17 protein-coding genes are annotated in these 19689 nt (G+C 43.7%); 14 read left to right on the plus strand and 3 right to left on the minus strand.

Annotated features, from left to right (window positions below; genetic code table 11):
- Positions 1 to 24 precede the first annotated feature (24 nt).
- On the minus strand, positions 25 to 837 hold the full coding sequence (locus tag SST111_RS10245) for a MurR/RpiR family transcriptional regulator (protein ID WP_029185257.1): 813 nt from the start codon (positions 835 to 837) through the stop codon (positions 25 to 27).
- 100 nt (positions 838 to 937) lie between these two features.
- Between SST111_RS10245 and ybeY the strand changes: the two genes are divergently transcribed.
- The 10 genes from ybeY (at position 938) to smpB (ending at position 9943) form a co-directional block, all read left to right on the plus strand.
- Positions 938 to 1435 carry an rRNA maturation RNase YbeY gene (ybeY, locus tag SST111_RS10250; protein WP_099811169.1) on the plus strand — a complete coding sequence of 166 codons (498 nt, stop codon included), beginning with the start codon at positions 938 to 940 and terminating at the stop codon, positions 1433 to 1435.
- The gene (locus SST111_RS10255) at positions 1416 to 1817 is read left to right on the plus strand and encodes a diacylglycerol kinase family protein (RefSeq protein WP_002935751.1); all 402 of its coding nucleotides are present in this window, start codon (positions 1416 to 1418) and stop codon (positions 1815 to 1817) included. The genes ybeY and SST111_RS10255 overlap by 20 nt, the downstream gene beginning before the upstream one ends.
- 16 nt (positions 1818 to 1833) lie before the next feature.
- On the plus strand, positions 1834 to 2733 hold the full coding sequence (gene era / locus SST111_RS10260) for a GTPase Era (RefSeq protein WP_002935752.1): 900 nt from the start codon (positions 1834 to 1836) through the stop codon (positions 2731 to 2733).
- A gap of 897 nt (positions 2734 to 3630) precedes the next feature.
- Entirely contained in the window at positions 3631 to 4458 is an 828-nt protein-coding gene (gene mutM, locus SST111_RS10265) for a DNA-formamidopyrimidine glycosylase (RefSeq protein WP_099811171.1), read from the plus strand.
- Complete coding sequence (gene coaE / locus SST111_RS10270; protein WP_099811173.1) at positions 4451 to 5053, plus strand: dephospho-CoA kinase; 603 nt, start codon at positions 4451 to 4453, stop codon at positions 5051 to 5053. The genes mutM and coaE overlap by 8 nt, the downstream gene beginning before the upstream one ends.
- Positions 5040 to 6245: a multidrug efflux MFS transporter gene (locus SST111_RS10275; RefSeq protein WP_014637644.1), complete on the plus strand. Its 1206-nt coding sequence runs from the start codon at positions 5040 to 5042 to the stop codon at positions 6243 to 6245. The genes coaE and SST111_RS10275 overlap by 14 nt, the downstream gene beginning before the upstream one ends.
- Complete coding sequence (rpmG, locus tag SST111_RS10280; protein WP_012775228.1) at positions 6245 to 6394, plus strand: 50S ribosomal protein L33; 150 nt, start codon at positions 6245 to 6247, stop codon at positions 6392 to 6394. Before SST111_RS10275 ends, rpmG begins: the two co-directional genes overlap by 1 nt.
- 46 nt (positions 6395 to 6440) lie before the next feature.
- On the plus strand, positions 6441 to 6674 hold the full coding sequence (gene secG / locus SST111_RS10285) for a preprotein translocase subunit SecG (protein WP_002935768.1): 234 nt from the start codon (positions 6441 to 6443) through the stop codon (positions 6672 to 6674).
- A 429-nt stretch (positions 6675 to 7103) separates the two neighbouring features.
- Positions 7104 to 9473 (plus strand): ribonuclease R, encoded by a 2370-nt coding sequence (gene rnr / locus SST111_RS10295; protein WP_099811175.1) that lies wholly within the window; start codon positions 7104 to 7106, stop codon positions 9471 to 9473.
- Positions 9474 to 9475: 2 nt separating this feature from the next.
- Positions 9476 to 9943: an SsrA-binding protein SmpB gene (gene smpB / locus SST111_RS10300; RefSeq protein ID WP_024401667.1), complete on the plus strand. Its 468-nt coding sequence runs from the start codon at positions 9476 to 9478 to the stop codon at positions 9941 to 9943.
- Positions 9944 to 10043: 100 nt separating this feature from the next.
- On the opposite strand, the gene SST111_RS10305 is transcribed toward smpB, so the two are convergent.
- Positions 10044 to 10916, minus strand: a complete 873-nt coding sequence (locus SST111_RS10305; protein ID WP_099811177.1) for a helix-turn-helix domain-containing protein — start codon at positions 10914 to 10916, stop codon at positions 10044 to 10046.
- 213 nt (positions 10917 to 11129) lie between these two features.
- Between SST111_RS10305 and SST111_RS10310 the strand changes: the two genes are divergently transcribed.
- Entirely contained in the window at positions 11130 to 12722 is a 1593-nt protein-coding gene (locus SST111_RS10310; protein ID WP_099811179.1) for an ATP-binding cassette domain-containing protein, read from the plus strand.
- Positions 12723 to 12875: 153 nt separating this feature from the next.
- On the opposite strand, the gene SST111_RS10315 is transcribed toward SST111_RS10310, so the two are convergent.
- Complete coding sequence (locus SST111_RS10315; RefSeq protein WP_099811237.1) at positions 12876 to 13919, minus strand: zinc-binding dehydrogenase; 1044 nt, start codon at positions 13917 to 13919, stop codon at positions 12876 to 12878.
- Between the two features lie 154 nt (positions 13920 to 14073).
- Here SST111_RS10315 and tehB point away from each other — a divergent pair, with 154 nt between their 5' ends.
- The 3 genes from tehB to SST111_RS10330 all read left to right on the plus strand — a co-directional run bounded on the left by tehB (position 14074) and on the right by SST111_RS10330 (position 19534).
- A complete protein-coding gene (gene tehB, locus SST111_RS10320; protein ID WP_099811181.1) occupies positions 14074 to 14934 on the plus strand; it encodes an SAM-dependent methyltransferase TehB in 861 nt (286 codons plus the stop codon).
- A gap of 88 nt (positions 14935 to 15022) precedes the next feature.
- Positions 15023 to 16906, plus strand: coding sequence for a C69 family dipeptidase (locus tag SST111_RS10325; protein ID WP_099811183.1), 1884 nt, complete (start codon positions 15023 to 15025; stop codon positions 16904 to 16906).
- A 120-nt stretch (positions 16907 to 17026) separates the two neighbouring features.
- Positions 17027 to 19534, plus strand: a complete 2508-nt coding sequence (locus SST111_RS10330) for a heavy metal translocating P-type ATPase (protein WP_099811185.1) — start codon at positions 17027 to 17029, stop codon at positions 19532 to 19534.
- Positions 19535 to 19689 lie beyond the last annotated feature (155 nt).

Raw genomic sequence — 19689 nt, forward strand, 5'->3', positions numbered from 1 at the left:
GAAATACAGTAGTGCCTTTTGTGTTTATTCTTTGATGGTCTGTTTAAAAATACTTTCTTTTCTTTCTTTGTCAATAGCTAAAAAATAGGCGTAGATAATATCTAGCATGATGAGCAGGGGAATTTGGGGTGAGATACGATTGCCGTAATTGAGGTGGCGGACAGAGGCGACTGGAATGATTTGGTCAAAAGTTGGATGGGGAAAACTCTTAGTTGTTAACAGGGCGGTAGGAATCCCCTTTTGAGCAGCCAGCTGGAGATGCTCCATGACCTCTTCTGTCTGACCAGACAAAGAAAGGCCGATAACCAAACAGGTCTGATCTAGGATATTGGTTGTCCAAATGAGGTTGTTTTTATCTGTAATAGCATCACAAACGACTCCCAGTCGCATAAAACGGGACTTGATTTCCATGGCCACTAAGCCAGAACTGCCGATTCCATAAAAATAGACACGCTTACTACTGTCAATCAGTCTGGCAATTTCTTCCAATTTTTCTTCATCAACGAGTTTATTGGTAGCAGTTAGGATTTCCTCATAGTCTACCAAGACTTTTTTTGTCAGGCTTCGCTGTAATTTTTCAAAATGTTTATCCAAGTATTCTTGGTTATTCTGAAAGGCAAAGACAAATTCTCGATAACCTGAGAAACCGCATTTTTTGGCAAAACGGGTAAGAGCAGATGGAGAAATGTGGAGTTGCTGTATAGTGTTTTCTTGGCTAAGATCGGTGCTAGATGGGTCTAACTGAGTAAAATAACTGGCAATCTGCTTTTCAAGTCTAGTCATCTGATCCAGATGAGATTCAATGATGGCAGTGATGTGTTTCGGTGTTTGTAACATTTTCCATTCCTCTTGATAGCTTCTGAGGACATTATACCACTAAAAACCCCTCATTGATAGGTTTTATGATATAATGGAAACGTAAAAGGAATGTAAGATTATGTATATTGAAATGATTGATGAGACGGGGCAGGTTTCTGCTCAAATGCAGGAGCAGATTACGGAATTGCTCCAGTTTGCTGCCGAAAAAATTGGCAAGCAGAATAAGGAAATGGCTGTGACCTTTGTGGACAATAAGCGTGTCCATGAGGCTAACTTGGAGTACCGAGGAATTGACCGTCCGACAGATGTTGTCAGTTTAGAATATAAGCCAGAGTCGGAGATTGTTTTTGATGAGGAAGACTTACTGGACAATCCTGAATTGGCTGAAATGATGGAAGATTTTGATGCCTATATTGGTGAATTGTATATTTCTATCGATAAGGCGCGTGAGCAAGCTGAAGATTACGGACACAGCTACGAGCGCGAAATGGGCTTTTTAGCTGTACACGGTTTTCTGCATATCAATGGCTATGATCATTATACGCCAGAAGAAGAGGCAGAAATGTTTGGTTTACAAGAAGAAATTTTGACGGCCTATGGACTTACAAGAGAATAATTCAAAAAATCGCTGGAAAAACCGAGAATTGATTGCTAGTCTAGAATTTGCAGTGACGGGTTTGTTGACGGCTTTCAAGGAAGAACGCAATATGAAGAAGCACCTTGCTTCAGCTATTCTTGTAGTGCTTGCGGGACTTATTTTCCAAGTATCTGTTACAGAATGGCTCTTCCTCTTGCTCAGTATTAGTCTAGTTATCGCTTTTGAAATTGTGAATTCGGCTATTGAGAATGTGGTGGATTTGGCGTCAGACTATCATTTTTCTATGTTGGCAAAGAATGCAAAAGATATGGCAGCAGGGGCAGTCTTGTTTGTGTCAGGATTTGCCTTGTTGACAGGATTGATTATCTTTGTGCCGAAAATTTGGGACTTTATTTTTTAGAATATAAGGAGAATACATGACATTTAAGTCAGGTTTTGTGGCGATTTTAGGTCGTCCAAACGTTGGGAAATCGACCTTTCTCAACTATGTAATGGGGCAAAAAATTGCCATCATGAGCGACAAGGCTCAGACAACCCGTAACAAGATTATGGGGATTTATACGACAGAAGAAGAGCAGATTGTCTTCATTGACACACCAGGAATCCACAAGCCTAAGACGGCCTTGGGTGACTTTATGGTGGAATCTGCCTATAGCACCCTTCGTGAGGTGGATACGGTCCTCTTTATGGTGCCAGCTGATGAAAAACGAGGCAAGGGTGACGACATGATTATGGAACGCCTCAAACAAGCCAAGGTTCCAGTTATTCTCGTTGTTAACAAGATTGACAAGGTCCATCCAGACCAGCTTTTGGAGCAGATTGATGATTTCCGTCAACAGATGGACTTCAAGGAAATTGTGCCTATTTCTGCTACCCAAGGCAACAATGTAAACCGCCTCATGGAAATTCTCAAGGAAAACCTAGACGAAGGTTTCCAATATTTTCCAGCGGACCAAATCACTGACCACCCAGAACGTTTCTTGGTATCTGAGATGATTCGGGAGAAGGTTCTACACCTGACTCGTGAGGAAATTCCGCACTCTGTTGCCGTTGTCATTGAATCTATGAAACGCGATGAATTTACGGACAAGGTTCACATTCGTGCGACGATTATGGTGGAGCGTGATAGTCAGAAAGGCATTATCATCGGCAAGCAAGGAGCCATGCTCAAGAAAATCGGCTCCATGGCCCGTCGTGATATTGAATTGATGTTGGGCGACAAAGTCTTCCTTGAAACCTGGGTCAAGGTCAAGAAAAACTGGCGTGACAAAAAACTCGACCTCGCCGATTTTGGATATAATGAGAAAGAGTATTAAAAACAATAGAGCGAAGCGGTCCAGAGGACGTGTTCGACGCTTCTCACATCATTCGACGATAATGATGTGAGAAACTAGTAAGTCGCCTAGGCAATTCTGTGGGGAGTGAAACAGTCTAGGAATAGACTGTTTCAGCTGGTCACTTAGAAATGTTAAAGTGACCATTTGAAAACCCGAGCTTGAAAACCAGAAAGCGAGGTAGCCTGGGGATAGGCTGCCTAAGTCAATCACTTAGAAATAGTTAGCAGAAAAGCCGAAAGGCTTTTACTGCGTTATGGAGAAATCTTTTTAGTAAACAAGAAAGGAAAGCCGGTTAGGTGTTGTCTTGAACTCGCCTACGACTCTTTGAAAAAAGATAACCGTGACCTAGGTGCCGAAGCACCATCGGTCAGGTTTCTATTTGCTTTGTAATTTTGTTAGAAAGGACGAGTGTTTGCGTACTTGAACCCGAGCTAAAAGCTCGGAAAATAGATAGAGCTCCTTGTGTGCAAGTCACACAGCGTCGCTCTCTTAATTTTACTATATTTAGAAAGGAAAGCCGATTAGGTGTTGTCTTGAACACGCCTACGACTCTTTGAAAATCACAACCGTGACCTAGGTGTCGAAGCACCGTCGGTCAGGTTTCTATTTGCTTTGTAATTTTGTTAGAAAGGACGAGTGTTTGCGTACTTGAACCCGAGCTAAAAGCTCGGAAAATAGATAGAGCTCCTTGTGTGCAAGTCACACAGCGTCGCTCTCCTTCATCTTGTTATCATTATAGAAAGGAAAGCCGATTAGGTGTTGTAATTGAACTCGCCTACGACTCTTTGAAAAAAGATAACCGTGACCTAGGTGTCGAAGCACCGTCGGTCAGGTTTCTATTTTTCTTTGAGCCGCTTAACGGCTTAATATCTTAGTATGCCCGAATTGCCTGAAGTTGAGACGGTTCGTCGTGGTTTGAATCGGTTGGTCAAAGGAAAGGTCATCGAAAAGGTCAAGGTGTCCTATGTCCCTATGATTAAGACTGGTGTGGATGCCTTCTGCCAAGACTTGATTGGTCAGGAGATTTTAGATGTGGACCGTCGTGGCAAGTATCTCTTGATTTACCTGACAGACCATGTCCTCATTTCTCATTTGCGGATGGAAGGTAAGTACAATTTCTTTCCTGACCAGGTGCCTGCCAACAAACATTTCCATGCCTTTTTTACTTTTTCAGATGGCTCGACCTTGGTTTATCAGGATGTCCGCAAGTTTGGCACAATGGAACTGCTGGGCAAGGCAGATGTGGATGCCTATTTTATCAGTCGCAAAATTGGTCCTGAGCCGACGGAGGAAGATTTTGACTTAGAAGAATTTGCCAAAAAGTTAGCTAAGTCGAGAAAGCCCATTAAGTCGCATCTTTTGGACCAGTCTTTGGTGGCTGGTTTGGGCAATATCTATGTAGATGAGGTTCTGTTTAGAGCACAAGTTCATCCTGCACAAACGAGTAATCAGCTATCAGCAGAGCAGGTAACTAGCCTTCGCCAAGCTACCATTGAAGTCCTGCAACTGGGTATCGAAAAAGGAGGCTCAACCATTCGGACCTATAAGAATGCCTTGGGCTTGGATGGGACTATGCAGAATTATTTACAAGTCTATGGAAAGACAGGACAGGCTTGTCCCCGTTGCCAGACGGAGATTGTCAAAATCCAGCTGGGTGGTCGAGGGACGCATTTCTGTCCTCAGTGTCAGGTGAAATATGGCTAAAATTATCGGTTTAACAGGCGGAATAGCCTCTGGAAAATCAACAGTCACAGCCTTTCTGCGACAACAGGGCTATCCAGTCATTGATGCGGATGCGGTTGTTCACGAATTACAGGCCAAAGGTGGCAAGCTCTATCAGATTTTGCTGAAAGAATTTGGTCAAGACATCCTATCAGATGATGGAAATTTAGATAGGTTCAAACTGGGTCAGGCTGTTTTTGCGGATAGCAATCTGCGGGCTCGCCTGTCTGACCTGCAGGACCAAATTATCAGACAGGAGCTGTTAGACAGAAGGGACGCCCTCAAGCAGACTGAGGATGTAATTTTTATGGATATTCCTTTGCTTTATGAGGCAGATTATAGCGGGGAAGTAAATGAAGTCTGGCTAGTTTATGTCGATAGAGCGCAGCAGTTGGAACGGCTTATGAAACGCAATGGCTTAGCTGTTCAAGATGCGGAAAATCGTCTGGCTGCGCAACTTTCTTTAGAGGAAAAACGGTCGCAAGCCCAGGTGGTGATTGACAATAGCGGAGCGGTTGAGGCGACCTTAGCACAGGTTGCGCAACTTTTGGAGGAATTAAAGGATGGACGACGGTAGTAGTTATTGGAAGCAGAATTTGAAGGTGGCTTGGTTGGGAAATTTCCTAACAGGGACGAGTTTTACCTTGGTTATGCCTTTTATCTCGGTTTTTGTGGAAGAGTTGGGGGTAGGTCCTGGACAGGTAGAATATTATGCGGGGCTTGCGGTATCTGTTAATGCCCTTGCGGCAGCCTTGATGGCGCCTATTTGGGGGAGTTTGGCGGACCGTTACGGTCGCAAGCCCATGATGGTGCGGGCTGCTTTTGCGATGATTTTTACTATGGGTGGTATGGCCTTTGTACCAAATGTTTTTTGGTTGCTTGCCTTACGTGTCCTAAACGGGGTATTTACAGGGTACATTCCCAATGCGACTGCCTTGATTGCCAGTCAGGTTCCAAAGGATAAGACGGGGTATGCTCTGGGTACCTTATCAACAGGTGCGGTAGCGGGTAATTTGATTGGTCCGACCCTGGGTGGTATCTTAGCAGAGATGTTTGGCGTACATATGGTATTTTTGCTGGTGGGACTTCTTTATGCTATCGTTGTGTTACTGACCGTTTTCTATATTCGAGAGGATTTTGTTCCAGTCAAAAAAGGCGAAGAGATGTCGGTTAAAGAGGTATTTGAGCAGGTGAAAGATCGGCAGATGCTGGTTGGGCTTTTTGTGACATCTATGATTATTATTGCAGCTGCTCAGGCCGTCGTTCCTATATTGACCCTCTATGTGCGGCATTTGGGACAGACAGATAATCTGTTATTTGTTGCTGGTTTTATCATTTCCTTGCCTGGCATGGCATCGCTAGTGACATCAGGTTATTTAGGGAAAATTGGTGACCGTATTGGCAATCATCGCCTCCTGTTAATTGCTTTGACTTACAGTCTGTTGATTAATGTTTTCTGTGTTTTTGCAGAAAATCCTTTCCAGCTTGGTTTGTTGCGATTCATGTATGGTTTTGGGACAGGAGCATTGTTGCCTTCGGTCAATTCTCTTTTGACCAAGTTGACCCCAAAAGAAGGGATTTCAAGGATATTTTCCTACAACCAACTCTTTAATAATCTAGGTTCTGTTGTTGGTCCCATGATGGGGTCTGCGGTGGCTGCTCACATGGGTTATGACTGGGTTTTCTATCTGTCGAGCGGACTTGTCCTCTTTAACCTTATCTGGTCTTTGACCAATTTTAGAAACTATTTGAAAGTAAGGGATGTTTAGTGAGAGTTAAAATCAATTTACAATGTTCAGAATGTGGTAGTAAGAACTACTTGACTAGCAAAAACGCCAAGACTCATCCAGATAAGATTGAAGTCTTAAAATACTGTCCAAAAGAGAGAAAAGTAACCCTCCACCTTGAAACTAAGTAGGTTTTATGGTATAATGTCATAAGTTATTGTAGAAAGTGAAAAAAATATGTATCAAGCATTATTAGCAATTCTGTTGATTTTATCTGTTATTTTGATTGTAGTGATTTTTATTCAACCGGCTAAAAACCAGTCTAGCAACGTCTTTGACTCTTCTAGTGGAGCCTTATTTGAACGTACAAAGGCCCGTGGTTTTGAAGCGGTGATGCAACGCATTACAGCTATTCTTGTTTTTCTTTGGATGCTGGATGCGCTGGCACTTGTTATCATTTCAAGTAAGTAGATAAATCAGACTGGGACTTGTTCTTGGTCTATTTTTTTGGGAGTGGGCCAGAACTCGACAAGTATAAAGAGTTCGTCTGCCCCCCCGCATAAGTTGAGTAGGTATGGTTCGGAGCGTTATTCGCGAACTATTGAGATTTGCTTTGCAAATCCTATCTCCCACCTCCAACAATCATTTGATTGTTGGAGCAATCAGCCACTGCGTCTGGATATAACGCAAAATACAGTCTTTTAGTTTGCTTTTAGTACTAGGCAACGAGCTGCAGACTGTACTGAAGTACGACAAAGCGAGTTCAAATAATGATGAAATTATTTGAAGTTGGAAATAGGGAAACGGAGTTTCCTCGTACGTCGCAGTAATAAAAGATAAACTAAAGGACTGAAAGAGAAATAGTGCTAGGTTTTTATCCTGCACTCTGGTAAATACAAGATGAAAAACGAAATTATTAACTATATTAAAGAAGTTGGTCCTGTGACCATGGACCAGCTGGCAGATCAGTTTGGAGCCAGTTCTGCTAAGAGCTTTACAGACTTGGTCAAGCTGGTTTCTAGCATGGAAGGTAGTCGTCAACTTGTCTTTGACAATGCGGGTCGAATTGCTCTTCCAGCTCCAAAAGTGTCCAAAAACAAGGTGACCTTACAGGGTATTTTTCGTGCCCACAAGTCAGGCTTTGGCTTTGTGACCATTGATGAAGAGGAAGATGATCTCTTTGTTAGCCGTGACGATGTTAACTTTGCTATCGAAGGTGACAGAGTTGAAATTGCAATCAAAAAGGTTGCAGATCGTTTCAAGGGAACTGCTGCGGAAGCGGAAGTCATTGATATTTTGGAACATAGCCTGAAAACAGCGGTGGGCTTGATTATTTTTGACGAAGACAAGCCAGAGTATGCAGGCTACATCAAGTCTAAAAACCAGAAAATCGCTCAGAAGATTTACATCAAGAAGTCACCTCTGGTATTGACCGGGACGGAAATCCTAAAAGTCGACATTGAAGCCTATCCAAACAAGAAACGGGATCACTTTGTTGCGACCATTCGGGACGTGGTGGGCCACAAGGACGATGTGGGAATCGATGTCTTGGAAGTCTTGGAGTCCATGGACATCGTGTCGGAATTCCCTGATGAAGTTTTGGCGGAGGCTAATCGAGTACCAGAAAGTCCGTCTGAGAAGGACTTTGAAGGACGCTTGGACCTGCGGAATGAAATCATCTTCACCATTGACGGTGCGGATGCCAAGGACTTGGACGATGCGGTCCATATCAAGCAGCTCAAGAACGGCAATCTGGAACTGGGTGTCCATATCGCTGATGTCAGCTACTATGTGACCGAAGGCTCTGCCTTGGACCAGGAAGCTGTCAAGCGTGGAACTTCTGTCTATGTGACCGACCGAGTGGTGCCAATGTTGCCAGAACGCCTGTCAAACGGCATTTGTTCCCTCAATCCAAATGTGGAACGCCTGACTCAGTCGGCTATTATGGAAATTGACCGCAAGGGCAAGGTTGTCAAGCACTGGATTGGCCAAACGGTTATCAAAACCACCTTCCGTATGACCTATTCCGATGTCAATGACATGATTGCAGGTAACAAGGAAAAGCTGGACAAATACAAGACAATCGTGCCAAGTGTTGAGCTTATGGTCAAACTCCATGAAACCCTGGAAACCATGCGCTACAAGCGTGGGGCTCTCAACTTTGATACAGCTGAAGCTAAAATCATCGTCAACAAGGATGGTCTGCCAGTCGATATTCAACTGCGCCAGCGGGGCATTGCTGAGCGAATGATTGAGTCTTTCATGTTGGCGGCCAATGAGTGCGTTGCTGAGCATTTTGCCAAGCTGGACCTGCCTTTCATCTATCGGATTCACGAGGAGCCTAAGTCAGACAAGTTGCAGAAGTTCATCGACTATGCGACCAGCTTTGGTCTGACCGTCTATGGAACGGCCAGCTCTATCAGCCAGGACGCCCTTCAGGATCTCATGGAGCGGGTCAAGGATGAACCCTATGCGGACGTCCTCAACATGATGTTGCTGCGTTCCATGCAGCAGGCGCGTTACTCAGAGCACAACCACGGCCATTACGGATTGGGTGCGGAGTTTTACACCCACTTCACCAGTCCTATCCGCCGCTATCCCGACCTGCTGGTTCACCGTATGGTGCGGGAATATGGTTACAATCCTGCGGAAAAAGCAGAGCATTTTGAGCAGGTTATTCCTGAGCTTGCCAAGTCTTCGTCCAGTTTAGAACGCCGTGCCATTGAGGCAGAGCGGGAAGTCGAAGCCATGAAGAAGGCAGAGTTCATGCAAGAATTTGTTGGGCAAGAGTTTGATGGTGTCGTGTCTAGCGTAGTCAAGTTTGGTCTCTTTGTTGAGTTGCCGAATACGGTTGAAGGCCTGATCCATATCACCAACCTCAACGAGTATTACCAGTTCCACGAGCGGACTCTGACCTTGCAGGGTGAGAAATCAGGTCGAGTCTTCCGTGTCGGTCAGCCAATTCGTATCAAGCTAACGCGGGCGGACAAGATGACAGGGGAAATCGATTTTGCCCACGTGCCGTCCGAGCTGGATATTGTGGAAAAAGCTCTGAAAGCCAAGCGGAGAACTGCTAGTCACTCTAACCGTGACCGTGATGATCGGTCAGGGCGAGGACGAGGTAAGCACCACAAACAAGAAGCTGCTGGTCGCGACAGCGGACGTCACAAGTCTGGGAAAGACCATAAGTCAAAAAGTGGTAAAAAAGACAAGAAAAAGAAACCATTTTACAAAGAAGTAACTAAAAAGAACAAGAAGAAAAGGAGATAGGCATGGCCAAGGGTGAGGGCAATGTGATTGCACAGAATAAAAAAGCCCGCCACGACTATACCATTGTCGATACAGTGGAGGCGGGGATGGTCCTGACGGGGACGGAGATTAAGTCGATTCGTGCGGGGCGGATTAACCTCAAGGACGGCTTTGCCCAGATCAAGCAGGGCGAGGCTTGGCTGGTCAATGTCCATATCGCTCCCTACGATGAGGGCAATATCTGGAACCAGGACCCAACACGGACGCGCAAACTTCTCTTGCGGAAGAAGCAAATCGAGTCCTTGGGCAATGAGGTCAAGGGAACAGGGATGACTCTGGTGCCGCTCAAGGTCTATATCAAGGACGGCTTTGCCAAGGTCTTGATTGGGCTTGCCAAAGGGAAGCACGACTACGACAAGCGAGAGTCCATCAAACGCCGTGAGCAAGACCGGGATATTAAGCGGACTATGAAGGCTATCAATAGTCGCTAAGACTGGGAGAAATCCTGGTCTTTTTTGTTATCGGAAAACAAAATCCCAGCAGTCTGAACTGTCTGGGGTATTTGGGTTATTCTGGTATTACAATATAGAGCTATTTTGTGGATGAGTTTTCTAGTTGACTAAGAAAGCTTTCTATTTTCATGAGCATGAGGGGATTATTGTAGATACGACTTAACTCTCTTGCTTCTAAGTAGTAATTCCTTACCTGTTCCTTGTCTAAAAAGGATGCTCCAGCATTGCCGACTAGGATTAAAAATGGAGCTAATTGGTAGCTAGTTTGCTTGGATTTACAGAATTCAATCATTTCAAGCGCTTCTTGCATGGCTTCGTTATATTTTTTCTGTGATTGCAAATGGTGAGCATAGTTGAAACGGATTCGGATATAGCCGAAAAGACATTCTTGATTTGTCAAATCCTTGGTTTGATAGAGTTCTTTTAAGAGTTGGTAATTTTTTTCATACTCTTCTTCAAGTCCAACTAGAGAATAAAAGTTTGATAAGGTATTGAGGATTTTAAGATAAATGGCCGTAGAAGAGGCTAGTCTTGGAAGAATTTGTTCTAAATGTGAGATAGCCTGAGATGTTAGATTGTATTTATAAAAGTCAATAATGGCCTTGCTCCACTCCAGATACATTTTGTCTTCAAAGGATAGAATGCCCTTCTTTTCCACCTCCAATTGATAAATATATTCTAAATCATCATAATTTCTATCCTCTAATAACTTGGATGATAATTGTTTGAAATGAGAGAGATTAGACTTAACCTCGATTTGTTCATTAAAAAAGTAATCCAGAGGCACTTCCAGACGCTTGGATAGCCTGAAGAGAAGCTCAGCGGAGGGCATGAAACTCCCTCTTTCAATTTTACTGATTTGGCTTTGTTCACAAATACCTTCTGCGAGAGTTTTCTGTGATAGTTTGAGTTCCTTCCGCCTTAATCTGAGTTTTTCGCCTAACATATTCATAAATACTCTGCTTCTTTCGATTTTCTGATGGTTTTATTATAAAATAAAAATTCTTATCGAGCAAGTTCTATGTATAAAATAGTTATTTTTATAATATTTTTAGAAAATATTATTATTTAACATGTTTTTGCATTGATTTTACTTTTAAATCATGCTATAAATGGAATAGATTGGTGATATGGAAAAACATTTGATTGACAAATAGGAGGTTCTATGAAAAATCTCATCACACTGATTTCTAAGTTTAAGTTTTTATTTTTAGGCTGTCTACTGTGCTCATTTCTATTTGCTTTTGATGGCATCTTGTCTCCCTATGTGATGGGAGAATTGTCCATTAGAATGGAGCAAGGAAATCTTGCCTCAGTAGTATCTTTGATTGTTTTTTGGGGCTTGGGTCTTGTTGCTTTATTGTTAGCCCAGCTAGCCTATAATTTTTTGAAAGGAAAATTTTTACAAAAAACGAGTGTCTTTTTGAGAACGGCAATCTTACAATCTTCCTTTCAAAAAAATCAATTAGATGTTGCCTCAACAAGTTTTTTAACAAAATCCTTATCCGATGTATCGGTCATACAAGAAAAAGTCATAACTGCCAGTATTCAACTCTGTTACTGCCTTGCTCAAGGTGTCCTTGCATTTACTTTTGTTCTGTCACAGAATTGGAAACTAGGCTTGGTATTTATTGGTTTTGGTATCTTGCCGACACTGGTACCTAAGATAACGGCAAAATGGATTAAGAATGGTACCACGACTTGGCAAGTCAATAATCAAGCCTATGCACTATCTCTGGAAGAAAGTTTATCATCGCGTTGGCTACTGGTACGCTTTAAAGCGATTGGAAATATTCTTTTCAAAAATGGAGAACTCTTAGCCACTATGGAGAGTAGCTACTTTAGCATGAATTTTAGGCAGGCAGTTTCTTCCTTCTTTGTAAGCCTGCTCTATAATTTATCAATACTTGTTGGTTTTTTATATGGGGTTTATTTGATTAGTACAGGGGAACTTGTCTTTGGAGTCTTGCTTTCGGTCTATATGGCTTCTGACCGAGTTGTAACCCCGTTGATTTCAGCTGTCTATTATGTCAACGAAATAATAGGAGCCTTACCTTTACTAGAAGTGATTACATTGAATAACCAAGCTTATGGCTTAAGTGATGAAAAAGCTCTACCAACTAAAAAGATGAAGCAAGGGGAGATTGAGACAAAAGACCTAGCAATTGGTTATGATTCTACTGTCTTGTTAAAAGGTCTCAATTTGTTCATACAACAAGGGGAGAAGGTGCTAGTAACTGGTGGCTCAGGAACTGGGAAATCAACCTTATTCAAAACCTTGCTTGGAGAGATTCCTGCTTTAGACGGTACAGTTCGGATTGGTCAAGAGACTAGGGAAGAGAGAGTATATGACCATATCGCTGTGATTGACCAAAATTCTTTTGTCTTTACTGACACCCTACGGTTTAATCTAACGCTTGGTTTTCCAATTGAAGATAGGCATTTGTTGGAGGTTTTAGAACAAGTAGGCTTAGAAAAGTTTGCTAATTTGGAAATGTTGAATGCACGGTTAGGGAAAGAAGATATTCAGTTGTCAAATGGTGAACAACGTAGGCTTGAAGTTGCACGTGCAATATTACAAAGGAAAGAGATTTTGTTTGTTGATGAAGCCTTATCAGGTTTGGATGTGGTCAATGCCGAGCTGTTGAGCACTATTTTACTGAATTACCCTGGTACTGTATTAAACATCGAACACCATATACCAGAGCAGATGAAGGCTTTTTATACACAAGTGATTGACCTGAATGACTATTGTTAGAGGAGAGTAGGTAATCGTCTCATTGGAGTCTTTGTTTTTGAAGTTTGTAACGAACGGCCAATTTCATTTTTTATATTTCTATATATAAGACAAATACCCCAGATAATTTCGAAACTATCTGGGGTCTATTATTTATTTGATTTTCGAAGAGTATTAATCCACCGTCACCATTGCTTTAATAGTTTTGCGGTTGGCCATGTCTTTGTAGGCTTGGTCGATATTGTCCAGGCTGTAAGTTTGGGTGAAAACACGACCTGGGTTGATGTCGCCTTTAAGAACAGCATCGAGCAAAATTTCCTTATCATAGGTTGTGACAGAAGCAGAGCCACCACCGATAATGATATTTTGAGCAAAGGTTGAGCCAAGGGCATGGTTGTTATAATGAGGTACACCGACAAATCCGATGCGACCACCATTGTGAAGGACGCCGAGGGCTTGGTCAATAGAAGCTTCTGTTCCGACGCACTCAAGAGCAGCATCCGCTCCACCACCAAGAATTTCACGGACTTTGGCAATGCCTTCTTCACCACGTTCCGCAACAACAGCAGTTGCACCTGATTCCAAAGCCATTTGCTGACGGTCCGCGTGACGGCTCATCATGATAATCTGAGAAGCACCGCGCATTTTTGCAGCGATAACGGCACATTGACCAACCGCTCCATCACCGATGACAACAACCTTGTCGCCTGGTTTGACATCTGCTACGCGGGCTGCGTGGTAGCCAGTTGGCATAACATCTGCCAATGTTAGAAGAGATTTAATCATGCCTTCTGAGTAGTCGCTTGGCTGACCAGGAATTTTGACCAAGGCCCAGTTACCATAGTGGAAACGAATGTATTGAGACTGGTAGTTGTTGCCCCAGTTGGTGTAGCCTGGGTGGTTGTCACAAGTACCGTCAAAGCCAGCACGACAGGCATCACAGTGTCCGCAACCATGTGTAAATGGAACAATAACGAAGTCACCAGGAACAAGTGTTGTAATGTCTTCGCCTACCTCTTCAACGATACCGATGGCTTCATGACCAGAGTTTGTGTCACCGTGGTCATGGTGAATATCCTCACCGTAGCCCCAGAGGTCTGAGCCACAGACGCAGGCCCGCACGACCTTGATAATGACATCATCCTTAGCTTGAAGGCTTGGTTTTTCGATTTCTGCAACGGTCATCTTACCGGCTTTTTCATAAATAGCTGTTTTCATATTCATCACATATTTACTTGTCTGTAAATATCCTTTCTGATTGATAAGAACTATTATACACCTTAGAGTTCACTCTAAGTCAAGTAAAAAATAGGTTTGAATTCATATTTCCTTTGTGATAGACTAGAACTACTATTGACTAGAAGGAGAAGTAATGACAGTTTTAGTTCCTTATAAACGCATGCCCATTTGGAATCAGGAGACGGTTCCCCAGCATTTTTTGACCAAGCATAATACCAAGGTGGGTACTTGGGCCAAAATCAAGGTCTTGAAGGGTCAGCTCAAGTTTGAGCCCATTTCAGATGATAATGAGACTTTGGGAGAATATGTCTATGGTCCGACAGATGATATTCCTTTTGTGGAGCCACAGGCTTGGCATCGGGTGACCTTATTGACAGAGGATACGGAATTTTTCTTGGAATTTTTCTGTCAGCCAGAGGATTATTTTGCTAAAAAATATGACTATACACGGACGCATTCGGAAGTTTTGGATGCCTTGAAAATCATCGAGCCCTGCAAGGTTTTGGATTTGGGTTGTGGACATGGCAGGAACAGTCTTTATTTGGCCCAGCAGGGATTTGAGGTAACGGCAGTGGATAAGCATGTGCCGAGCATCCAGACCCTCTTGCAGGTCAAGGAAGTAGAAGATTTGGACTTGCAGGCTGGGACCTATGACATCAATTCAGCCAGTCTGGAGCAGGACTACGACTGGATAATCTCAACAGTAGTCTTTATGTTCTTGGAGCGGGATCGGGTGCCAGCCATTATCCGCAATATGCAGGAGCAGACACGACCTGGTGGCTATAACTTGATTGTGGCGGCCATGGATACGGAAGATGCACCCTGTCCGATGAATTTCTCCTTTACTTTTGGAGCAGGTGAGTTGAAGGAATACTACCGTGACTGGGAACTGGTCAAATACAATGAAGATTTTGGTCAACTCCATAAGCGGGATGAAAATGGCAATTTCTTTAAGATGCGGTTTGCGACTATGTTGGCTAGAAAAAATGTGTAAAATATATCTAGAAGCACTTGCAAGGCAGGTGCTTTTGCGATACAATATATGTGCAAATGGGTATTTTATTATATGAAAGGAGAAGTCTATGAAAAAGACTTTTGTTCGTATAGCCACATTTCTAATGTTGGTTTGCCTATTCCCTGCTCAACTTGTTCAGGCCTGTTCAGGCTTTATCATTGGGAAAGGGTTGACAACGGATGGTTCTATCCTTTATGGTAGAACGGAAGATTATCCCTATCCACCAGATAATGGAGCGCACAATAAAAATTATATTGTGGTTCCAGCAGCAACCTATACTGAGGGAGATATGTTGGTGGATGAAACATTTGGTTTTACAGCACCACACTTGGCAAATGAGTTCAAGTACACCTCTACGCCTGATGCGGCACGTGGCGATGGTTATAATGGTAACTATGGAGCGCATGGTTTTAATGAAAAAGGCGTATCCATGACTGCTACTGTAACAGCTATTCCAAATGCTAAAGTCTTGGCAGTTGATCCTCTAGTTGAAGCTGGAGGGCTGGGAGAACCAATTTTGATTGATTATGTTCTTCCTAGGGTCACTAGTGCGCGTGAAGGTGTTGAGCTGATTGCAAAGACAATCGATGAAAAAGGCTCAGCAGAAGGGAATATTGTTATTATTGCTGACAAAAATGAAGTTTGGTACATGGAAATTTTGTCAGGACACCAATACGTAGCCATCAAGTTCCCTGAAGATAAGTATGCAATTTTTGCAAATACTTACTATCTAGGTCATGTTGATTTTACCGATACAGAAAATGTGATTACTTCTGCAAAGGTTGAAGAAGTAGCCAAACAAGCGGATAATTATGTGACAGTCGATGGACAGTTCCATATCGCTAAATCATACGGTCCTGCAACTTATGCTGAAGCAGACCGTTCCCGTGTGTATGCAGGTATTAAATTGATGGATCCAGCATCGCCTGTAACCTATGAAGATGCTGTGTATGATTTGCTACGTCAGCCAACAGATCCAAGTCGTCGCTTTAGTTTACAAGATACCTTTGCCTTACAACGTAACCGTTTTGAACATCTTCCAGAATTTCGTCCAGACGATGAAGCAGGCAAGGTAAAACAAGGGGATAATGGTGCGAATGACCAAGCGGCAGATGCGACTTATAAATACGCTCTTGGTAATGAAAACGTCATCGATGCCCATGTTTATCAGATCAATAGTAGCTTACCATCAGCCTTCGGTGGCACAGTGTGGTTGGGCTTGGCTCAGACAAGGAATACACCGTATGTTCCATTCTATGGTATTGTGACGGATACTTATGAAGCCTTTAAAAATCGCTCAGCTTCTTATGACACGAATTCATGGTACTGGACGGTACAAAATATTGATAAGATGGCCATCTCACACCCAGAGTTATTTGGTACATCGATTCAAGAAAAATGGATAGCCCTTGAAAATGACTGGATTGCTGCACAGGCTGCTCTTGATGCTCAATATGCTGGACTTTCAGAAGATGCAGCTGTAGCCCTGGCTCCAACTGTAACCGAGGAAACCTTGGCTCGTTCAGCAGAGATTTTTGCCCAACTAAAAGCTGTTGAAGCTGAAATGATGGCAAAAATTGAAGCAGCAACAACTCCGTCATCCAGCAGCACCGACTCATCAAGTAGTACTGAACCATCCACTAGTACTGAACCATCGACCAGCACTGAGCCATCATCAAGTGGTACCGAAAACTCAACCAGTACTTCAACCAGTACTTCAAGCAGTACAAGTCAGTCTACAAGTGCTTCTGACACAGGAGGAGCTACGGATACTTCCTCCTCCAGCGGAACAGTAGTGTCTTCTGATAAGAAAGTAACACCTACCAATAAAAAAGGTAAATCAAGTCTTCCTAGTACAGGTGAGCAAGTCAGCCTCTTGTTGGTGGCGCTAGGTGTTGCAGGAATTTTAACAGCAATTTTTCTTCATCGAAAAAAGTCCAGTAAAGAATAAATGAATATGTAAAAGTAGGTTGGATTGATTTCAATCTACTTTTTTGAAACAACTTTGTTTACAAATGTAGTCGTATATTGTATAATTTGTTTACAGATGTAGTCGGAAAAGGAGTAACCTATGAAACAAGCAAGCTATCCCATTCAAGGTATGACCTGCGCTTCCTGTGCTATGACGGTTGAGAAAGCGGTTGGCAAATTAGCAGGAATGGAAGAAGTCAGTGTCAACCTAGCGACTGAAAAATTGAGTGTTAGCTATGATGAAAAGATTTTGGGACTAGAGGATATTCGTCAGGCAGTTGAAAAGGCGGGTTATCAGTTAGTCGATAACTTGGTGACCGAGTCTTATGATATTTCAGGCATGACCTGCGCTTCCTGTGCTCTGATGGTTGAAAAAGCTCTGGGCAAACTAGAGGGTGTAGAAGAAGTCAGTGTCAATCTGGCAACAGAAAAGGCGACTATCCGTTATAGCCGTGATAGGCAAAATCTAGCTAGTCTTGAAAGAGCAGTTGAGCAGGCAGGTTATCAGCTGATTCGACCAGAAGAAGTAGAAGAGGCTGCGGACAAGGGACCGAGCAAGGAAGAAAAGCTGTGGCATCGATTTGTCTGGTCAGCAGCATTTACTCTTCCACTGCTCTATATTGCTATGGGGCCTATGTTGCCTTGGGGAGGGCTTCCATTACCAGCTTTGCTCCACCAACCGCTAGTCTATGCGGTCAGTCAAGTCATCTTGCTCATCCCTATCCTCTATATCGGACGCAGTTTTTTTACAAAAGGCTTTAAAACTCTCTTGCAAGGCCATCCAAATATGGATTCCTTGATTGCTGTTGGGACTGGTGCTGCCTTGGTTCAAGGTCTTTTGATGATTGCGTTTCTTCTGATGGGGAAAGAAGTGGCTATGCACGGTCACCATCCAGAACTGTATTTTGAATCAGCCGCCGTTATCTTGACCTTGATTACCCTAGGAAAATATTTTGAAGCTAGAGCCAAAGGTCAGACTTCTGAGGCGATTAAGAAATTGATGGATCTGGCTCCTAAGACGGCTCAGGTCTTGCGAAATGGTCAGGAAATACAAGTGCCGATTGAAGAAGTGGTGGTCGGTGACCAGGTCATTGTTCGTCCAGGTCAGCAGATTCCTGTTGATGGTCAGGTTCTCGAAGGCCAGACACGTGTGGATGAGTCTATGCTGACGGGTGAGAGCCTACCAGTGAAGAAAGCTCTAGGCGATAATGTTTTTGGTGGCACCCTTAACCAGCAAGGCGCCATTACCATGCAGGCTACCAAGGTTGGTCGTGATACGACTCTAGCTCAGATTATTCGCTTGGTGGAAGAGGCTCAAGGGTCTAAGGCTTCCATTGCCAAATTGGCTGACCAAGTATCTGCCGTCTTTGTTCCAGTTGTCATGGGCTTGGCTCTCTTGTCGGGTCTGGCCTGGTACTTCTTGGGTCAAGAATCATGGATTTTTTCATTAAGCATCATCATCGCCGTCTTGGTCATCGCCTGCCCTTGTGCTCTGGGCTTAGCAACCCCTACGGCTATCATGGTTGGGACTGGAAAAGGGGCAGAAAATGGTCTTTTGTTCAAGTCTGGTCAAGCTATTGAAACCCTACAAGGCGTGAACACCATTGTCTTCGACAAGACTGGGACCATTACTGAGGGCAAGCCCCAGGTGACAGACGTTCATCTCTTATCTACTAAAAATCGTGAGCAGGTCCTCCAGTTGGCAGCAAGTAGCGAGCAATTTTCCGAGCATCCATTGGCTCAGGCCCTCCTGCAAGCTGCTCAGACAGAAAAGATTGATTTGTTGCCTGCCAGCGATTTTCAGGCACTTTCTGGTCGTGGTCTTTCGGTGACAATAGCCGAGCAGACCATCTATCTGGGAAATGAACGGTTGATGCGGGAACAGGGAATTGATGTTTCCAAAGGACGTGTAGTTGCGGAAACATTTGCCCATCAAGCTAAGACGCCTGTTTTCCTAGCCAGCCAGCAAGAATTACTAGCAGTCATTGCCATTGCTGATAAAGTAAAAGAGACCAGCCGTCAGGCTGTCCAGGTTCTGCAAACCATGGGACTAGAAGTTGTCATGCTGACAGGAGATAATGAAAAAACTGCCAAAGCCATTGCCAAGGAAGTCGGCATTGAGCAGGTGGTCAGTCAGGTCCTGCCAGATGACAAGGCCAACCAAGTCAAGCACTTACAAGAACAGGGCAAGACAGTCGCTATGGTGGGGGATGGCATCAACGATGCCCCAGCTCTCGCTCAAGCCCATGTAGGTCTAGCCATTGGTTCAGGGACTGATATTGCTATTGAGTCTGCCGACATTGTCCTCATGCATAGTGACATTTTGGATGTGGTCAAGGCTGTCAAACTCAGCCAGGCAACCATGCGGACCATCAAGCAAAATCTCTTCTGGGCCTTTGCCTACAATGTGATCGGTATTCCAATCGCCATGGGTCTATTACATGTATTTGGTGGACCTCTGCTCAATCCTATGTTTGCAGGTGCAGCCATGGCCCTCAGCTCAGTGTCAGTCGTCTTGAACGCTCTGCGATTGAAAAGGGTGAAAATAGGGAGTGGGAAAGAACTCGACCGAACAAAAGAGTTCGTCTTCCCACCCCCGCACAGTTGATTAGGACAGATTTTGAGTGTAAAACACGAACAAATCTGCCAATCAACCACTGCGCTGAGATGTTGACACGAATTCTGAGAAGTGGCGCTGGGCTTTTTGCTCAGCCTCTGACTGATATCATTACTAAAAATCCCTACAGACTGGGAGGCTACCTC

This window comes from Streptococcus suis YS161, assembly GCF_002760245.1.
In the GTDB taxonomy this organism is placed as follows: domain Bacteria; phylum Bacillota; class Bacilli; order Lactobacillales; family Streptococcaceae; genus Streptococcus; species Streptococcus suis_I.